The 17,669-nt window shown below is 47.5% G+C and carries 16 protein-coding genes; 1 reads left to right on the top strand and 15 read right to left on the bottom strand.

Annotated features, from left to right (window positions below):
• Nucleotides 1-375: 375 nt before the first annotated feature.
• From HFM85_RS15545 to HFM85_RS15610, 14 genes are all read right to left on the bottom strand, one after another.
• Complete coding sequence (locus tag HFM85_RS15545; RefSeq protein ID WP_243873910.1) at nucleotides 376-576, bottom strand: Ig-like domain-containing protein; 201 nt, start codon at nucleotides 574-576, stop codon at nucleotides 376-378.
• A gap of 173 nt (nucleotides 577-749) precedes the next feature.
• The gene (locus tag HFM85_RS15550) at nucleotides 750-3,395 is read right to left on the bottom strand and encodes an ABC transporter permease (RefSeq protein ID WP_173739142.1); all 2,646 of its coding nucleotides are present in this window, start codon (nucleotides 3,393-3,395) and stop codon (nucleotides 750-752) included.
• Nucleotides 3,396-3,410: 15 nt separating this feature from the next.
• A complete protein-coding gene (locus HFM85_RS15555; RefSeq protein ID WP_173739143.1) occupies nucleotides 3,411-4,082 on the bottom strand; it encodes an ABC transporter ATP-binding protein in 672 nt (223 codons plus the stop codon).
• A 135-nt stretch (nucleotides 4,083-4,217) separates the two neighbouring features.
• A complete protein-coding gene (locus HFM85_RS15560; protein ID WP_173739144.1) occupies nucleotides 4,218-5,117 on the bottom strand; it encodes a sensor histidine kinase in 900 nt (299 codons plus the stop codon).
• A complete protein-coding gene (locus HFM85_RS15565; RefSeq protein WP_055053976.1) occupies nucleotides 5,110-5,787 on the bottom strand; it encodes a response regulator transcription factor in 678 nt (225 codons plus the stop codon). The genes HFM85_RS15560 and HFM85_RS15565 overlap by 8 nt, the downstream gene beginning before the upstream one ends.
• A 173-nt stretch (nucleotides 5,788-5,960) precedes the next feature.
• Nucleotides 5,961-6,788 carry a putative signal transducing protein gene (locus tag HFM85_RS15570; RefSeq protein ID WP_243873911.1) on the bottom strand — a complete coding sequence of 276 codons (828 nt, stop codon included), beginning with the start codon at nucleotides 6,786-6,788 and terminating at the stop codon, nucleotides 5,961-5,963.
• A gap of 52 nt (nucleotides 6,789-6,840) precedes the next feature.
• Nucleotides 6,841-8,463, bottom strand: a complete 1,623-nt coding sequence (locus HFM85_RS15575; RefSeq protein WP_071431012.1) for a recombinase family protein — start codon at nucleotides 8,461-8,463, stop codon at nucleotides 6,841-6,843.
• A 107-nt stretch (nucleotides 8,464-8,570) separates the two neighbouring features.
• The gene (locus HFM85_RS15580) at nucleotides 8,571-8,756 is read right to left on the bottom strand and encodes a hypothetical protein (RefSeq protein WP_004849804.1); all 186 of its coding nucleotides are present in this window, start codon (nucleotides 8,754-8,756) and stop codon (nucleotides 8,571-8,573) included.
• A gap of 270 nt (nucleotides 8,757-9,026) precedes the next feature.
• The gene (locus HFM85_RS15585) at nucleotides 9,027-10,367 is read right to left on the bottom strand and encodes a virulence-associated E family protein (protein ID WP_009321442.1); all 1,341 of its coding nucleotides are present in this window, start codon (nucleotides 10,365-10,367) and stop codon (nucleotides 9,027-9,029) included.
• Nucleotides 10,252-10,992 carry a CHC2 zinc finger domain-containing protein gene (locus tag HFM85_RS15590; RefSeq protein ID WP_014079457.1) on the bottom strand — a complete coding sequence of 247 codons (741 nt, stop codon included), beginning with the start codon at nucleotides 10,990-10,992 and terminating at the stop codon, nucleotides 10,252-10,254. Before HFM85_RS15590 ends, HFM85_RS15585 begins: the two co-directional genes overlap by 116 nt.
• Nucleotides 10,993-11,039: 47 nt before the next feature.
• Nucleotides 11,040-12,512, bottom strand: a complete 1,473-nt coding sequence (gene mobQ, locus HFM85_RS15595; RefSeq protein WP_173739147.1) for a MobQ family relaxase — start codon at nucleotides 12,510-12,512, stop codon at nucleotides 11,040-11,042.
• 2 nt (nucleotides 12,513-12,514) lie between these two features.
• Nucleotides 12,515-12,832 carry a DUF3847 domain-containing protein gene (locus HFM85_RS15600; RefSeq protein WP_008816380.1) on the bottom strand — a complete coding sequence of 106 codons (318 nt, stop codon included), beginning with the start codon at nucleotides 12,830-12,832 and terminating at the stop codon, nucleotides 12,515-12,517.
• Between the two features lie 286 nt (nucleotides 12,833-13,118).
• Entirely contained in the window at nucleotides 13,119-13,322 is a 204-nt protein-coding gene (locus HFM85_RS15605) for a hypothetical protein (protein ID WP_004614949.1), read from the bottom strand.
• Nucleotides 13,323-13,469: 147 nt separating this feature from the next.
• Entirely contained in the window at nucleotides 13,470-13,694 is a 225-nt protein-coding gene (locus HFM85_RS15610) for a helix-turn-helix domain-containing protein (RefSeq protein WP_024726897.1), read from the bottom strand.
• 302 nt (nucleotides 13,695-13,996) lie between these two features.
• On the opposite strand from HFM85_RS15610, the gene HFM85_RS15615 reads away from it, so the two are divergent.
• Nucleotides 13,997-15,037, top strand: coding sequence for a DUF6076 domain-containing protein (locus tag HFM85_RS15615; RefSeq protein ID WP_008816376.1), 1,041 nt, complete (start codon nucleotides 13,997-13,999; stop codon nucleotides 15,035-15,037).
• A 224-nt stretch (nucleotides 15,038-15,261) separates the two neighbouring features.
• On the opposite strand, the gene HFM85_RS15620 is transcribed toward HFM85_RS15615, so the two are convergent.
• Nucleotides 15,262-17,640: an ABC transporter permease gene (locus tag HFM85_RS15620; protein WP_118050870.1), complete on the bottom strand. Its 2,379-nt coding sequence runs from the start codon at nucleotides 17,638-17,640 to the stop codon at nucleotides 15,262-15,264.
• Nucleotides 17,641-17,669: the final 29 nt, after the last annotated feature.

Below are 17,669 nucleotides of genomic sequence, written 5' to 3' on the forward strand. Positions count from 1 at the left end.
ACGGAATCGAGGTGTCTTTCTTTTATGCAAAATCACGAACTTGCTCATTTATAGTTTATAATATGTATATCTTCCATATCACATTTCTCCCCTGTATATTAGTGTTTTTATGCAGATAGGTTATTTGCAGTATGCCATATTAATGTTTTCTATTATATAGAACGTATTTTTTTCTGTTTGGTTGCACTTTTTTTATAATTTTTTTTGTTACCATAATTCCATTATCACTATAACATATTATCTAAACATTCTTCTCTCTTGGTCAACTATTAATATCGTAATCTACTTCTGCAAATAAAACTACATGCAAAAAATGAAAAAAGGAGCTGCCATTCCATGTGTATTCATGAAAGGCAGCTCCTGCTTGAATCATTTTTATTTAACAACTACTTTTACTTTTTTACGGATCTTTCCAGATTTCACTGTGATATAGGCTGTTCCCTTTTTCTTTCCGGTGATCACGCTCTTGGAATTTAGCGTCACGCTCTTCTTATTCGAAGAACTGTAGGTAACCTTCTCCTGGGAAGTAATCTGGCTGATGACTGGTTTCAGCGTAAGTTTTTTTATTCCTTGCAACAGTCACGCTTGATTTCAGTCCGGTGATCTTTGTTGTTCTTACCGTTGTTTTCTGCACAGTAACGGAAATGACCTGTTTCTTGCCGCTGGCCAGTGTAATGGTCACTTTGATTATTATTTGAATTCCAGCCCTCAGCCTTTTCATTGACAGAGGGCTAATTTTGGCTTAACAATTATTGAGCATCCCTTAACTGATCTACAATGCTGCATTTCGCTGCGTTATCATACATCATGCAGGGAATCAGCCACCCAAGCAGAAGAAATACCGGAATTGTCAGCAGGACAGGCAGAACGGTGAACCGATACTCAAAGAACCAGAACATACTGCCCAGCATTTTCCCCGCAAGAGGTCCCACCGCCAGTGAAAGCACAAAGGCCACCGATACGGAAGACATTGCGTAAAACAACCCCTCGTAGATCAGCATGGTTTTGAGCTGTCGGGGCGTCATTCCTACAGCCTGAAGTACAGCAAACTCCCGGCGGCGGGAAAGAATACCGGTCATCATGGCGTTGAAGAAATTTAAAAGTCCCACCAGCCCAATGATAGCACAGAGGATACCACCTACCAGAAGGAACATCTGCCGGAACTGAGCAAACTCAGAGCGAACCGTGGCTTTGCTTTCATACATCAAGGGCGAAAACTCACCGGCCGTGAGCTTTGACAGATATTGCTCTGCTTCGGCCTCGTCAGCTTCGTCCGCTGTGTCGAACAGGTAGAGCATCGGAACGACTGCACCACCGCTGTCCCTCTGTGCGGTGTCCACAGGCAAAACTGCGTCATATCCAATACCGCCATAACGATAACTCATGGAATTCGGAAGTTCTACCAAGGCGCAGACCGTGTACTCTACATCTCTGGCTCCATACAATTTTGCCTGAAAGTACTCCTCCGGTGTATCTTCGGTGCGGAGTTCCCCGGTGCGGCTGTCGATATATTTCACATCATCCGCATAGGTAGCGGTAATCGTGTCCCCCACCTTGGGGTAGTATTCAGGATTGAGCAGATTGCCGTAATCATCCAAAGAAACCGCAATGGCAATAGCGTTATTGTTTGGCTCCAGCATAGGAGAAATATCTCCGTCGAACACTTGCAGCTTGTCAAACAGGCTGTTATCCAGAGCCTCGATTCTGGTATCTCCCATCACCATATCGCCCCGGTGCTCCATGCGGCTCATATGGCTGTCCAACTGCTCAGCACTTTCGTACCTTGCATAGTCCTGCCGCAGAGCATCCTCCGTCATCCAAAGATATACGGGTTTTCGCACAGCATATCCCGTGCCGGAAAGACTGGACTTTGTGTTTGCTGCGATCTCTTCGATCTGTTCCGGCGTGATGAATTCATCTGCCGGGTTGTAACGGAAATAGTCGGGCGTGCTGACGATAAAATCGGCGCAGGTCATGAAGGATACATACTTCTCCATGCTGAAGCCGCCCACAAAGGCACACAGTGCATTGAACAGCGTCACCGACAGTGCCAGAGACACCACCACCAGCACCGTCTTTTTCTTGTTTCGTCCCAGATTGGCAAAGGCCATCTGATGGAGCTTGGCTCCCCGGGTGCTGCGCTGTTTTTTCTTGGTCTGCATTGCATCCGTATATTTGGTAGCCTCCACCGGAGAGACCTTAGCTGCCATTTTTCCGGGCTTGGAACAGGACAAGAGCACCGTCAACAAGGCGAACAGCATAGAACCAAGGAAGATCACAGGCGATGTGCTGATGGTGGTGATGCCTGCATCCAACTGGGTGGAGCGCAAGACAACAGGTACCAGAACAGCGCCGATGCCGTAGCCCAGCAACAGTCCTGCCGGAATGCCGATCAGACAAAGTAGAAGTGCCTGCTGGCGAATGATACGTTTGAGCTGCCGGGGCGTTGTGCCAATGGTTTTCAGAAGTCCGTAAAACCGGATATCCCCTACAACAGAGATCTGAAAAATGTTATAGATGATAAGATACCCCGTGAAAATCACCAGCAGCAAAAAAGCTGCTATGGCGATCATCAGCTCTGGATCGAGCTGTGACTCCAGCTGGGATGAGGTATATCCCCAGTTGACGCCGATCCGGACGCTGTTGGGATCGGTATAGCTGTCCCATGTGTAGCCAAGATCGGTATCCACCTGCTCCATCTGCCCTTGAATATTTGTGCTGGAGGCCAGCATGACATTCAAATCGGTGCGGAAAGGCTGTAACCCTGTTTTCACTGCCTGCGCTTCGATGTCATCTGCGTAATCACGGCTGATGTTGATGTAGTGAACAGGCATTAGTTCATCATATTCCCAATAGCCCACCAGCGTAAAGGTATCTGTTACAGTAAAGGCGGTTTGATCCTTGTCCGTGATGGAATAGGAAACCGTGACCTCGGCGCCCAGCTCCGGCGTTACGCCAAGCAGCTGCAACGCTGCTGTATCCATGGCTACTTCTTTGCCGCTTTCGGGCATCCGCCCGGTAGTAGGGGTGGCATAGCTCCATTTGGTGCAGTTGGCATCCATGTAGCTGATCTCTGCAGGCGTTTTGGAAAAGACACCATCCACAGTGATGCCGATCACCTTCCGTGCCCCCGCAGCCTTCACCTTTGGATGAGCAGCGATACGTTCCGCCTGCTCGGGGGAAACATCTTTAAAGGTACCGTGTGCATAGCCACCTACCTGCCGAAACTGGTAGGTTTCATAACTGGCGTTCAACGACAAGACAATGGTGAACATGGACGTAAATAGCATCGTTGTCAGCGCAATGGCAAAAATGGCGATCAGATTGCGGCGACGGTTCGCATAAAGGGATTTTAAGCTGAGCTTTCGAATACATTTTCTGTTTTTGACATTCATCGTAGCCACCTCCCGTTAGTTCTGGGAGACGATCCGACCATCTTCGATACGGATAATGCGGTCTGCCATCTGCGCAATTTCTTCGTTGTGAGTGATCATTACGATTGTCTGGGCGAACTTTTGACTGGTGACTTTCAAAAGGCTCAATACATCCTGGCTGGTTTTGGAATCCAGATTGCCGGTGGGTTCATCTGCCAGAATGATAGCGGGTGCCGCTGCCAGTGCACGGGCAATGGCTACCCGCTGCTGTTGACCGCCTGAGAGCTGATTGGGCAGGGCATCTAGACGGTCGCTCAGTCCAAGCGTCTGCACGATCTGCTGCACAAAAGCCTTGTTTACCTTTCCGCCATCCAGTTCAGTGGGTAGAATGATATTTTCATATACATTCAGCACCGGAACAAGATTGTAGCTCTGAAATACAAAGCCGATTTTCCTGCGGCGGAAGATGGTCAGCGCTTCCTCCTTCAGGGAGAAAATATCCTGTCCATCCACTATGACAGTGCCGCTTGTAGGGCGATCCAGCCCGCCCAGCATATGCAACAGCGTGGATTTTCCGGATCCGGATGTGCCGACAATTGCAACAAACTCTCCCTTCTTCACACTTAAATCAACTCCATCCAACGCATGAACTGCGTTATTACCGGAGCCATAAATCTTTTTCAGGTCTTTTGCCTGTAAAACATCCATAAATGAGTACCTCCATGAAAAAATCTGTATGTATGAAAGGAAATGATCCTTTGATACATACAGATTATCGCATAGGATTCTTTCCACATTCTTTCCGGCGGAAAATGAAATCTAACAGTTTTGATAGAATTGTTGTTATTTCGGCAGAAATATGGAAAACGTACTTCCTTTTCCCGGAACGGAAGCAATCTTGATATAACCTCCCTCGCCGGATATGATCTGTCGGGCAAGGTATAAGCCGATGCCGACCCCTTCCTGCTCCTGAACCGCCTTTGAGCGGTAAAAACGAGCAAATATCTTCGCTTGCTCAGTTTCCGGTATGCCTGAACCGGTATCCGATATATCGATCCTTGCAAACATTTCGTAACTTACGGCAGAAATCCTGATTGTGCCATGCTCTGTATATTTGATGGCATTGTCTACGATATTCGCCAGCGCTTCCGCTGTCCATTTGAAGTCGAATACAGCAAAAGCATCGGTATCTTGCAGTCGCAAAGACAATCCTTTTTCAGAAGCCTTGGCGGCATATTGTTCTACTACGCTTTCAAGCAGCGGCTGTAGCGCTGATTGCTGAGGGGTGAGTGAAATGATCCCATTTTCCAGTCTGGAAAGCTTTACGAGAGAATCGATCAAAAATCGCAGCTTTTCCAATTGTTTGTACAGCGCCTCCACATTTGCCTTCGCCGATGCAGGCAGAGTTTCCTCCATCAAAAGCTCGCTGTATAACAGCAGATTTGCAATCGGCGTTTTCGTCTGGTGGGAAATGTCCGCAATCAAGGTTTTGATTTTGTCTTTTTCCTGCGCTATATTTTGAGAAGATGCTTCTGCTGCGGAAAGATAGTGCGCAAACTTCGTTTCCAATGCAGACAGCTGGCTTTCATCAAAATTGGTTTCAGAAAAGGAGCCGGTCATGGCAGCGTCCAGCATCCTTTCGATTTCTTCCATCGTTTTTCTGACCTTCCTCCGCTCCCATAACACAACAGCTGCCGCCGCCAGAAAACACAGCAGTATGATCACAATGCCGGTTTTATTCATCTTTTGTCACCCAGCTATAACCGATTCCATAGACGGTTTTAATGTATTTCTGTGCGCCAAGCTTATCCCTCAGTCGCTTGATCGTAACGGACAAAGCATTTTCATCCACATATTCAGCACCATCTGTCCAGATCCTGTCTACAAGGTCTCCACGGGTCATGGTTCGACCACGATTTTCAACAAGCAGACGCAGTAATTTTTGTTCTGTTTTACTCAATTCCACTTTTGAATCTCCCACATAAAAGGTCATTGCTTCAAAGTCAAAGTGAAAAAGATCAATATGGATCGGTGCATTTTTATGGCTTGACGTTTGCTTTCGCAGTTGGGTATTCACCCTTGCCCGCAAAACCGAAAGAGAAAAGGGCTTGGTAATGTAATCATCAGCGCCCCTCTCCAGTCCGTCCACGATGTCCAGATCGGTATCATTGGCAGTCAGCAGAATAACAGGAATCCCGGGTGTGGTTTCCTTGACCTCCCGTAGCAATTCAAGCCCACTGCCATCCGGCAGATTGATATCTAACAGGATCAGGGATACACCGCCGCAAAGCAGCTGCTCCTTCGCCGTTTTCAGGTCTTTGCAGGAAATAACCTTCCGATCATCTACTTTCAGTGCTTTGCATAAACCTTGATTCAAACCAATATCATCTTCAACAATCAATAATTGCTCCATATATCTCACTCCTTCGTTACTCAAAGGTATTCGGCAAAGATAATAACAAGACAAAAAAATAACCGCTCCAGCGTGAAGTGAACGGTTATTTTCAATCAATTAAGTATGTGGACTAACCGTCTATCGGCAGCACACTTTTTCTATAATCATATTAGCACGCATATGTGACAATGTCAAAAAATTTCTTCATTCTCTTGGTTATTAATCTCCTTGATCAGCTGTACTGCTTTCTCTGCATCATCGGTTTTCACGAATATATTCACACCATATATTCCAAATCCAGGTGCTCCATGCATTGCAACATTCGCACCTGCTTCCTGGGAAAAAGCTTCTATTTCACTTTGCTTTAACATTTCTACGAGCTGTTCTGTCTCTACTATATTCTGTGCATTATAAATCTTTGTCCATTCTGTCTTAGATTGGGAAGTTTCTTTTCTCTCCTGAACATTTGGTGAATTCTGATTTCTTTTTCGATTAATAAATGCTAAGGTCCTAAGAATAATAAATGACACAATAGTAATACCTATCAGAAATCCCAATGCCAATCGTGTTATCTGTGTTTCTGTAGCTCCCATTCTAAATAAACATATACCATAGATGACTGTAAAAATTCCTGCACATATTACACTGGTGAGAAAATTTCGCCATATAGCAGCACTTTTTGGCAGGCATTTATCCCATATTCCATTATACACCATAATAGCTACATATAGGATTCCTCCTACTAAGACAGTTACTATCTCTCCCAAAACCAAACGAGTATCCACCATTAATAGCATCTGAATAATAATCGCTAACACACCAATCACAAACATTGATGCAAATGCAAGATTTCCAGCCTTTAATGCTTTTTGTTTCACCCATTCTTCATACACCGCAACTTTGTCCAGTGTTTCTTTCATATCTTTATTCATAGTCTGGCTCCTTTCTCCATCCAGGAGCTCTCTCATCTCAACATCGTAATATTCAGCAAGTTGAACAAGTACACTGAGATCTGGCATATTTATTCCCGTTTCCCTTAATTAAAGATATTGTTGGGTAAAAAAAGAAAGGTCAGTCGATTTTGCCGATGAAGCGGTAGTAGATTTCTACTTCCTGCTCACGGCTTCCATCCTCGCCCTTGACAGCTTCGTGGACGGTTATTTTTTCAATTAGAGTGTTCAGAAGTTCGGCGGTCAGCTCCACAGGGTTGACATACTGTTTCATTAGGGCAATCCACTTTTCAGCATCCGCTGCGGTCTGTACGGCGGCTTCCATCATTTCGTGAAGCTGTCTTATTTTTGTTTCAAGCTCCTTTTGCTCGTTCTGGTACTTCTCGGACAGCATATTGAAGTTATACTCGGTTATGCGTCCGGCAGACCAGTCCTCATACATTTTAGCAAACAGCCCGTCAACCTCGGCTTTACGCTTCTCTGCCTTTTTCAGCTCCGCAGCCTGCTTTTTCTTCGCAGAGTTCCTTTCCCTGTCGCTGACATTGAGCAGCCGTTTCAGCAGCTTGTCCTCATCTTTCTGTGCCAGCATAGACCAGTATTGCAGTCTTGCAAGCACATAGGCATACAGTACATCATAGCGGATATAGTGCATGGAACACTGGCGTAATCCCTGTCCGTTCTTGCTGCAATGGTAGTACCCGTATGGGTTTTTGTTCTGCTTGTTTTCCCCATAGGCTAAAGACCATCCGCAGTCTGCACATTTTATCAATCCTGCGAAAATCTGTGTCGTACCGTTTCTGCGTTTCCTGCGTCTGCTTGCAATCAGCTCTTGAACTTTTTGGAACACTTCTTCGGAAATGATGGCTTCGTGGGTATTTTCCACACGATACCATTCTTCCTGCGGCTTCCGCACCTTTTTCTTGTTCTTGAATGAAATGTTGCTCTGCTTGTTGTGAACGCTGTGACCGATGTAGGTTTCCTCTTTCAAAATGCTCTTGACCTGTGCAATCGTCCACGCATAGGCTTTTTCTGCGGGCGCACCGGCGTAGATATTGGCGAAAGTCCCGTATCTTTCATAGTTCAGCCAGCCGGGGGTAGGTACTTTTTCCTCCACCAGAATCCGTGTAATGCTGGCGGCTCCACGCCCGTGTACAGCAAGGTCAAAAATCTTCTCTACAATCCAGCGTGTTTCCGGGTCGATCAGAAGATGACCTTTTTTGTCCGGGTCTTTTACATAGCCCAGCGGTGCATAGGCTCCATAGTGTGCGCCATTGGCAAATCTTGTGTGCATGGCAGCCTTGACCTTTTTGCTGGTCTGTCGGGCGTGCATTTCATTCAGGATGTTTAAGAACGGTGCAAGCTCGCTTTCTCCGTTGATGGTGTCCACATTGTCATTGATGGCAATGTAGCGTACTCCCTTGCTGGGGAAATAGATTTCCGTGTACTGACCGGTCAGGATATAGTTTCTTCCCAGACGGGATAAGTCCTTTGTGACAACGCAGTTGATTTTCCCGTCTTCGATGTCATCAATCATCCTTTGGAAACTTGGACGCTCGAAATTTGTCCCACTCCATCCGTCGTCAATGTACTCGTCTACAACGGTCAGCCCATGCTCTGCGGCATACTGTCTAAGCATCATGCGCTGGGTCTGGATACTGCCGCTTTCCCCCTGTAATTCATCGTCACGGCTCAATCTCAAATATAGTGCAGTGTTATAAATCGTTGTATTGTATGGTTGTTTCACGGTTAAAAATCCTCCTTCTAAAAGAAACAACCCACGCTTATACAATACTCGCTGGTACAAGTATATCATAAGCGTGGGCTGATTGACAGTCGTTATTCCGTATTTTTTCAGGAAGCGGCGGCAGCGTGCTGGATCACATCTTCCAGCAGGCTGTCAAGCGGCTTCCCATCCTGTGCGAAATGCTCCGATACCTTGATACGGACTTTCCCCATGACAAAATACTGGGTGCCGTCTTTTTCGGTAAGCAGGGTGCCGCTGTTTTTGTTATTGCTCTCGTTTTTGCTTTTTGCCATAGGCAGTTACCTCCATAAATGAAATATGCCCGACAAGGGAATGTCAGACAGGTGTACAGCCGCAGACTGTCTCCGTGTCAACCAAACCGTGTCAACCGGCAGAAAAGACTTTGAAAACAATCCATAGGCGCTCTATTATTACTTTTTACTTTTTCTTTGATTTCTTGGTTGACATGGTTGACAAAGGAGAGAAATGCCCCAAATATCAGGCTTTTCCCCGTCAACCGGCTGTCAACCAAAGCGTCAACCAAACTGTCAACCGGTGGCTTTTCAGAATGGAAGTTCCATTTGCCGGGCTTCTTCTTCCGTGATTTCCTGAAAACCGTCCCCCTCCGGCGGAGCTTGGTTGACACGCTCCCAGCCTTTTTGAGAACCGTATTTCTTATACCGCTTCGGGCTTTTGTAGGCTACCCAGCCCTGTATGATGCCGCCCGCAATGCCGGTATTCATAATCTCGCAGATTGCCCGTGTCTCCCAGTCTGCCGGGGAATTTAAGTTCCCCAGCGCTTCCTCATAAAGCTGCTTGGAACATACCCTGTCGCCGGTGTAGTCCTCCAAATAGGCGTAGATCATGCCGGCCTGTGTGTCTTCCTGCATAAAGTCCTGCTGGTGGGCGTTCAGGTATCGGTTCATTTCCATGCTGAATGACAGCTTATACTTCCCACTGCGATAAACCGTCATGGCTTCCGCCCACATCTGTTCGATATACGCCCTCGCCGCCGCTTCATCGTCCAGTATGTGAACCTCCGCCCGTTCCGGGTACACCGTCACGGGGAGAAAGCGCCGGTTGCCGGTGCGGTCACGGGGCAAAAAGTCCTGCCGGTTGGTCGTCCCTCCAAATACACATTGCCGCAGCCGGTCTGCCGGATGTGTCTCATACGGCACTTTGTAGGTTTCTTTCTGGCGGCTTAAGAATGACTTGATTTCCTCAATACTCTTGGCGTTGGCTGTGGCAATCATCTCCGACATCTCGATAATCCAATGCCCTTGCAGCTTGCGGTACACATTTTCATCGTCCAGCTTTTTCAAATCGTCTGAAAACCATTCGTCCCTGCCTGCCAGCAGCCGGAAAAAGGTAGATTTCCCGGCTCCCTGACCACCAACCAGACAGAGCATGACCTCAAACTTGCTCCCCGGTCTGAATACCCGCCGGATGGCTCCCATCAGGAACAGTTTCAAGGCTTCATAGGTGTATTCGTCCGTATCGGCTCCCAGAAAGTGATGCAGGGCGTAACGGATGCGCTCTGTGCCGTCCCATTGCAGGCTGTTCAGGTAATCCCTGACTGGATGGTAGCGGTTTTCATTGGCAACAATCTTGATGGCGCTCTGCACCTTTTTCTCGCTGGTAAGCCCGTAATTTTCTTCCAGATACAAAAGCAGGTAGTTCATGTCCATGTCGGTCAGCGTGGTACTGGTGCGCTCCCAGCCCAGCGGCTTCACAATGTCAATCTGCTCCGTCAAAAGGTTCAGGCGCAGCGCCCCGCGAAACAGAGGGTCACGCTGGAACACCGTCAGGCAGTTTCGGATGCTGTTCTTCACGCCGCCTTTCTGCGTCCCCTCTAATGTTTCCCGGATTTCTGCCGGTGTCTGCGCCGGTTCCATTGTGTCCATCGTCCTTTTGACCGCTTCCTGCGTTTCCGGCGGCAAGCTCTGAAATTCGCTGTTCAAGCCGCAACACCTCCTTTCCCTGTGCGGCGATCAATGCCGCTTTTTCTTCTATTTCTCCGTATAACAAAATATCCAAAAGGTATTCTGTGTAGCTTATCCTCTGCAACGCTTCCACAAAAAGAGGATGCCAGATGGCATCCTGCGGCTGTGGGGCGTGTGCTGTTTTCCAATGCTCCAGCAGGCGCAGATAATCGCATAGCACCCGGAAACAATACCGTTCCGTTTCCTGAAATCTCTGCTCCGCTGATTTTTGTCGGGGCTGTGACCTGTTGTGACGCTTCCTATCTGGCGGCGCATTGCCGGATTTCTCATAGGAAACGCCGAAGTCCTCCGCAAGCCTGACCGCAGCTTCCCGTTTCCCCAATCCATGCAGCAAAGCGGCAAAGTCGATCACATCCCCGGAAGCCCCGCAGCCGAAGCAGTAAAAGCGGCTGTCCACTTTCATGCTGGGCGTGCGGTCATTGTGGAATGGACAGCAGACCATGCCGTTTCTCCCCACCCGGATTCCATAGAATGAAGCAGCCTGCCGAGTGGTAACAGACTGTTTCACCGCTTCAAATACATTCAAATGCTCCCTCCATAAAAATACTGGTAGCGGTAAAGCTGCCGATTATATCATAGCTCCATCTCATGTTTCTTTCTCTGTACTGCCTGTGGCTGCTCCCTCCGGCGCAGTGCGGTATCTACGGCGTTCTGCACCTGCCGTAGCCGTATGACTTCCTCCCGGAGTGGCTTGTGCTGCGGAGACAGTTCGGCATACTCTGTTTTTAACTGTGCGTATTCCTGTTTCCATGCTTTCAGGGCAATGGGTTTTCCGTCCAGTTTTTCTTTCAAAATACGGCGGGCGGCATAAAACAGCCGTAACTCCGCATCGTGGGATGTTTCAAATTTCTCCCTCTGTTTCTTAAACTTGATATTGTTCAATTCCGTATGAACAGGTTTTAGCCGCTGGTAATTCTCGCCCTCCCGTATCAATTCCTGCAATTCCTTTATCCGGGCAGATTTCTTTTTCATGGAGTCGCTTAACGCTTCAAATTCTTCGTTGACAGAGGAAAGACGCTCCTGCAAATCCTCTAATGTGAGCAGCTTGTTTTCCGTCAGATAATTGACGGCTTCGGCAAACTGCTTTAAGTTTCCGGTTCTGGCTTTATTGCTCCATGCCCCTGCGTTGCGCTGGTTGTAATAAGCGATCAACAGGTCGGCAAGGCTCGGTGTCTGCGGTTTGGAAAGTTCTTCTTTTACCTCTGCCATCCAGACAAACAGGGCTTTGATCTTCTTCCTCACATCCTGCATGAGCCGGTTGGTGGCTTTAATCCAGCGGTTCAGTTCCCCTTTCTCGGTGCGGATGCCCTTTGCTTCCATCTGCCGGACATTAGCTCCCTCGTGGACAGTAGGTATCAGGTCAAGCCCCTGCCGCACATAGGAACGGTGGTCGATACGCACATCCAGCCCTTTTTCCTCAAATTTTGTATTAACGGCAGCCGCCCACTGCTCCCGCCAGTGTTCCAGCGTTTCCGGCTCATGCCAGTCTGTTGTATGGACAGCGTTAAACATATAATCGCCGTTTTTATCCCGGATTCGGTTTCCATCTTCATCAAGAAGATATTCCCGACGCTGTTTTTGTCCCCATGTGCCATCCGGGTTCAAAGGGCGCATGGTTGTCATCACATGAAAATGCGGGTTAGGGATGCCGCTGTCCTCTTTCTCCGGGCTGTGAAAAGCAAGGTCGGCAATCATGCCTTTTGTCACAAACTGCTCCTGTACGAACTTCCTCGCCAGCTCCATGTTTTCTTCCAGCGTCAATTCATTCTGCATGGCAATATCAAAGGAATAGGCAAGCTGTGCTTTTGGATGTTTCTCGCAGTTCTCCACAGCATTCCAGAGGGTCGCCCGGTCAAGATATATTTCCGGCGCATGGGGCGGCAGCATGATTTCCGAAGCGATCACGCCGCCCTTTTTGGTGTAGTCGCTGACTTCTCCATAGTAGCTGCTGTAAAGACGCTCCCCGGCTCGATAGGCTGCGCTGGCAATGGCGCTCTGACCGGCGCTGCGCTTGATCTGTGCGATTGAAAAATGATAAAGTGCTATCCTTAGTCACCGCCTTTCTCCTGCCCGGAAATACGGGCGTGGTTCTCTGTGGCAGACCGGATGAAATGCTCCGCCTGCGGCAGATTCAAAATGCTTTCCATGAGGGAATAAAATTCCGCTTCGGATAGCTCCTTTGTCTGTGGTGCAATGCTCTCAATAGCTGCCCCACGGGTAATCAGCCGGTGCGTCCTCTGTTTCCGGGAACCGCTTTCCAGATACGCCTGCCGGTTTTTCAAACGCTGCATTTTCCGTTTTTCCTGTTCCAGCAGGACAGTGGTTTTTTCATATTCCTGCTTCAACTGTTCCAAAGATTTTTCCATGTTCTCACATCCTTTGCTGATAAGATAAAGAAAGACCATCCGCAGACAGTCCGTGTGTCAGTGCTTCTATAAAACCCGATGAAAAGGGAAAACCGCAGAGCGGATTTCTCTTTGCGGCGAGTACACAGGGGATAGCCGCTTTAGCGGCGCAAGGGGGTGTAGCCACCTTGTCGGAGCGAAGCGAACGCAGACCTCGGATTGCTGATTTTATCAGCGGCAGAGGTAAGCTCCGCAGGACGCACGATACATGGTCTTTAGACTATGTATAGAAGTGCGCCCTTAGTTCCTAAGGGATTTTGCCGTTTCCGGCAGTCTTGTCCTTTTTCTTGGAACGCTTGGAAAGATACTTCGGGCAGTCAACCACAACCGCCCGGAAGCTCTGTTTACATTCGTGCTGGCATTTCCGGCACAGTTCGTTGTAAGTGATACGGCTGCGGTCATTTAAGAAGAAAGACCATTCCAACCGCCGCTTGTTACTCATTCTTGCCATAACCGGCTCCTTTCTCCGTTTCTATCTGATGTACGCAGATAGGCTGTTTTGATGTAGCGTCTCGGTATCATTTTTAAGTTTTTTTCCCTCTGTATGCCCCTTTGGAAAGTGCGGCAGTATTGCAAGTCAGGGAATGATACCTCACGCTTATTTGTCGCTTCCCGGTACGGTTTCGGAGCCTTTTGCCATCCATTCAAAGAAAGCAATTTTGCTGACCTTGATAAGTCTGCCCCTGCGGAACGCTGGAAAGCCGGGTGTGTGTACCAGCTCATAGGCGCTCGCTCTTGAAATTCCCATAATCCACTGAATGTCCGCCACATCCAGAACCAGCGGTAAATCCTCGTAGCTGTTCAATCTCTTTTTATCGTTCATTCTGTTCCTCCCATAAATCAAATAGGTTAAAATGCTTCCTGTTGCCGTTCTCCCCAAAAGCCGTTTTCCTGCCCCATTCCTGCGGTGTTTCCCTGCATTGGTGCGCCGAATGCGTCACTTCTCCTGCCGGTCATATCCCTTTTGGACGGTCATTCACTTGTCAAGGTACTGTGCGGTACGAAATTACCAACCGCAATCATCATAGCGTACTATCCTTGACAAAACAATGATTCTGCGATACCATGAGTGTAACGGATATAACTGAATTATATAATTACCATAAACAAAGGCAGGGGATAGGGATGGAGAATCAGTTTATACGGCATGAGCCATGTTTTGAGAGGATTTTGTTTGTCCTGACGCTGGACAGGAAGAAAATGAAAGAGCGGATTTTGATTGGGGAAGAACAGCAGATCCGCTTCCGTCTGAACGGGAGCCAAAACGCAGAGGTGCTTTGTGATATGACACGCCCACTGGGAACTTTTTTGATAAACTTTGAGCGTGACACGGACAGAGACTGGAACTTATACGGGCTTTCTCCGCTGCGGCAAGCTCTCCACTCCAACCGATGGAAACAGCCGGAGCTGGAGCAGGCGGCAAGCGAATTTCTTTGGGAGAAATATCTTAGCAACGACCCTCTGAAAATGTATGTGGCGTTCCGTATCTGGAACAGCTATCTGCTTGCCAGAGAACCCCGTGACCGTAACGCTGCCTGTGACCGCTTCATGGATAAAATGAGCAGACTGACCGGGGTATTCCAAAACGAAACCATGAGCTTTGACAGGGAGACAGGAAAACCGAAACAATTTCAAGCTGGCAGCCTTTATTTCAAAGGCGCACCGTCAGAAGATACCCGGCTTGACCTCTGGTTCCCGGACAACCGGCGCACAGAAGAATGTGTGTCTGCCTATGCGTCCCTCTACCCGTTGATTACCTATTATCTGAACAGGCTGAATGACTGGGGGCTTTGCTTCCGGCGGTGCAAGGTCTGTGGAAAATATTTTCTGGCAAAGAGCCAGCGGTATGAGCTGTGCAGCGACAAGTGCCGAAAAGCACAGGCGCTTCAAAACAAGCGGGAATTTGACGAGAGGTCAAGAGAAAATAACTATGACCTGCTTTATAAAAATGAATGCCAGAACTGGCGCAACAAAATAAACCGGGTAAAAAATACCGCAGGCTTTCCGGCTGACCGTCTGGAAAAAATACAGGCTTCCTTTTCCGACTTTAAGAAAGAAGCCTTACAGAGAAAAAAGGCTGTAAAAACAGGAACGGCCAGCCCGAAAGAATTTACGGACTGGCTGTATCAGCAGAGTAATGTAATTGTTGAGCTGACCGAGATATGAAAAACTTTCTATCGTCAATTTCGCATTATTGCAATAACAGATTGCTTCTTCCATGAATGGTAATATTATCATCAAACTTTTGGAAGAACTATAAATGTCCGAGGTGCCTTTGATTTCGACAAAAAAACAGGCTGAATTGTTACAAAGCTCGGACATTTCAAAAATTTTTTGAGAAATGGCGAAAAAAGCGGGGCAGCACACGCCGCCCCGCCGATCCCATACGGTTATTCCATCGCCCGCATTTGTTCAATCAGGGATTGCTTTTTCTGTCTGCGGATTGTCCATACAGACAAGATCAGTTCCATTCCGAACAATACCAGAATGAACAGTCCCATTTCCAAAACCGGGAATTTGTAAGGCACTACATTTCCGGCAAAAGCTCCTATACTCATTTTTCTGCAAGCAAAGATGGAAGCCGGAAGCCCAACGATCAGCGTCGCCAATGTTGCAAAGAGCGCATAGCACAGCCCCTCACAGATGTTCATTTTACATAGCTGTTTTTGTGTTAGGCCGATAGAACGCAGAATACTGTTTTCCTGCTTTCGGGCTATCTGGTTAGAGAGTGTCGTATTGATAAGGTTGATAACGCCAAAGAGAAATACCAACCATGAAAGTATCTCCATACTGCCAAACGCAAAAGAATTTGTCATTTCTTCATATTCAATCACTGTATTGATTTCATCTAAGGCAATATTACTATGGCTGGCAACAATATTTTTCAATTCAGCTCCCACATAGTCCGTTTTTTTAGCGTCATTTACAATGCTCCATGAATAGTCAAAAGAGGTGATTTCCGGGTGCAGTTCGTGGAACAACGCTTCTGGTGCAAAAAGAGTTGCCCCATCTAAGTGCATCCTGCCATGTCCTGAATATACCTTTGCAGGAGCGTATAACCCCGATATGGTAACAGAAACGGATGGCTGTTCTTCTCCCAAAGAAATCTCAACCGTTGAACCAACACCCATATCCTCATTCTGCTTTAGCACATTATAGTCAATTACAATACTACGGGAATCTGTTGGCATGGTTCCCTCTGTCAGAGCCGCTTCAACTGCCGCATAATTCTGGTCGGTCAGCATATCGCACATACCACCAGCTTGATGAATCTCTGTTTTATAAGTTGCATGGAGAGATTGCCTGCTTGGAATTATATCTGTAACGCCATCAATAGATAAGATTTTCTGCTTTAATTCCTCATTCAATGGATTTCCCGCTGCCATAACTTTTTCGCTTGCCACTTCGGAATGCAAATAAATTTTATAGTCGCCGTCCGGGAAAAACTGTCTTGCAAGCGCCTCTGGAGAACGCAGCAAAACAATGGAGGATACCACAAGCAGAATAATTCCGCCCAAACTCAATGAGGCTACAATAGCAACGGTCTTTTTTCGGTCACGCTTAAAATTCGCAATTCCCATTGAAACAGGATTGAGCTTGATATTCTTTTTCCGGCTGCGGATATTCTTTTGCGCTGGGGTAAAACGGACGGCTTCAATCGGGGAAATCCCTGCCGCAATTTTTACCGGCTTACGGATGGAAACAGATACCATGATCCAACTGCTTATGAGTGTCAAAATAACCGTTGCCACATAGGAAACAGCGTTAAAGCCCTTAGAAAACAGGAGAAAACCGCCACATATGCCCAACACTGTACCAATCACAATCCCGATACTGCCGAGTTTGCGTCCCTCCCGCTTTACAATCCGCTTGATTTGCTTTGGCGTTGCACCAATCGTCCGAAGCTGCCCGTAGCTCTGGATTTTGTCATTGATGGAGATACGGAAGATACTCTGGATCACAATATAGCCGCCGATCAGAACAACGGCAATCACGCCAGCCATTAGTGCAAAATCAAAGGATTTAGAGGCATAAGCAAAATACTTGCTGTTCATTTTTGGCATGGAAAGCTGATATTCCTCTGCAATCTCCCTGCAATAAGAGGTCATCAGTTCTTCGTCCAACTTGACGCTGTTTTTGAAATGAGCATAGGCGCGATAGCCAGCCGGGTCAAATCCTTTCCATCCTGTCAGGGCAGCGTTGGAAAGAATGATAGCGCAGGTATTCGCTTCTTTTTCATTTACGCTGTCCATAATGCCGGTAACGACATAATCACCATGAAAGCTCTCGGTGTCTAAGGTCACAGTGTCCCCAATCTTGGCATTGTTTCCATAGGTGGAAAGAAAGTATTCGCTTACGACAACTTCATTTGCTTTTTCAGGAACCCGGCCCTCTAACAGATTCATTTGCGCCTTGGCAATCTCCATCATTTGCGCGTCGCAATACACATAGGACGCATGATAGCCCTGTTCCGAAAGTTCCTCACCCAGCATATAGTAGCCGCCCACGCGCTCAAACTCCGGCACTCCTTTCAGGGTTTCAATGTCGTTTTCCTCTACGCCCATCCAAACCGCCTCATAAGTATCGACAACCTGATTGCGCTGCATTTGTGTCAGGGAAGTAGACACAATTCCCGTAAAGCAGATCAGAAACGCCGCCAGCGCAACAGCGATCACCACCATCAGATTCCGGCGCTTCTCGCTTTGCAAACTTTTCTTTGCCAGCTTCTTTGTAATAGCGCTGGTATCATTCTCAAAAGGCCATGTCATAGCCTGCCACCTCCTTACTCCACAATCTT

Source organism: Blautia schinkii (assembly GCF_013304825.1).
Classification (GTDB): domain Bacteria; phylum Bacillota; class Clostridia; order Lachnospirales; family Lachnospiraceae; genus Blautia_A; species Blautia_A schinkii_B.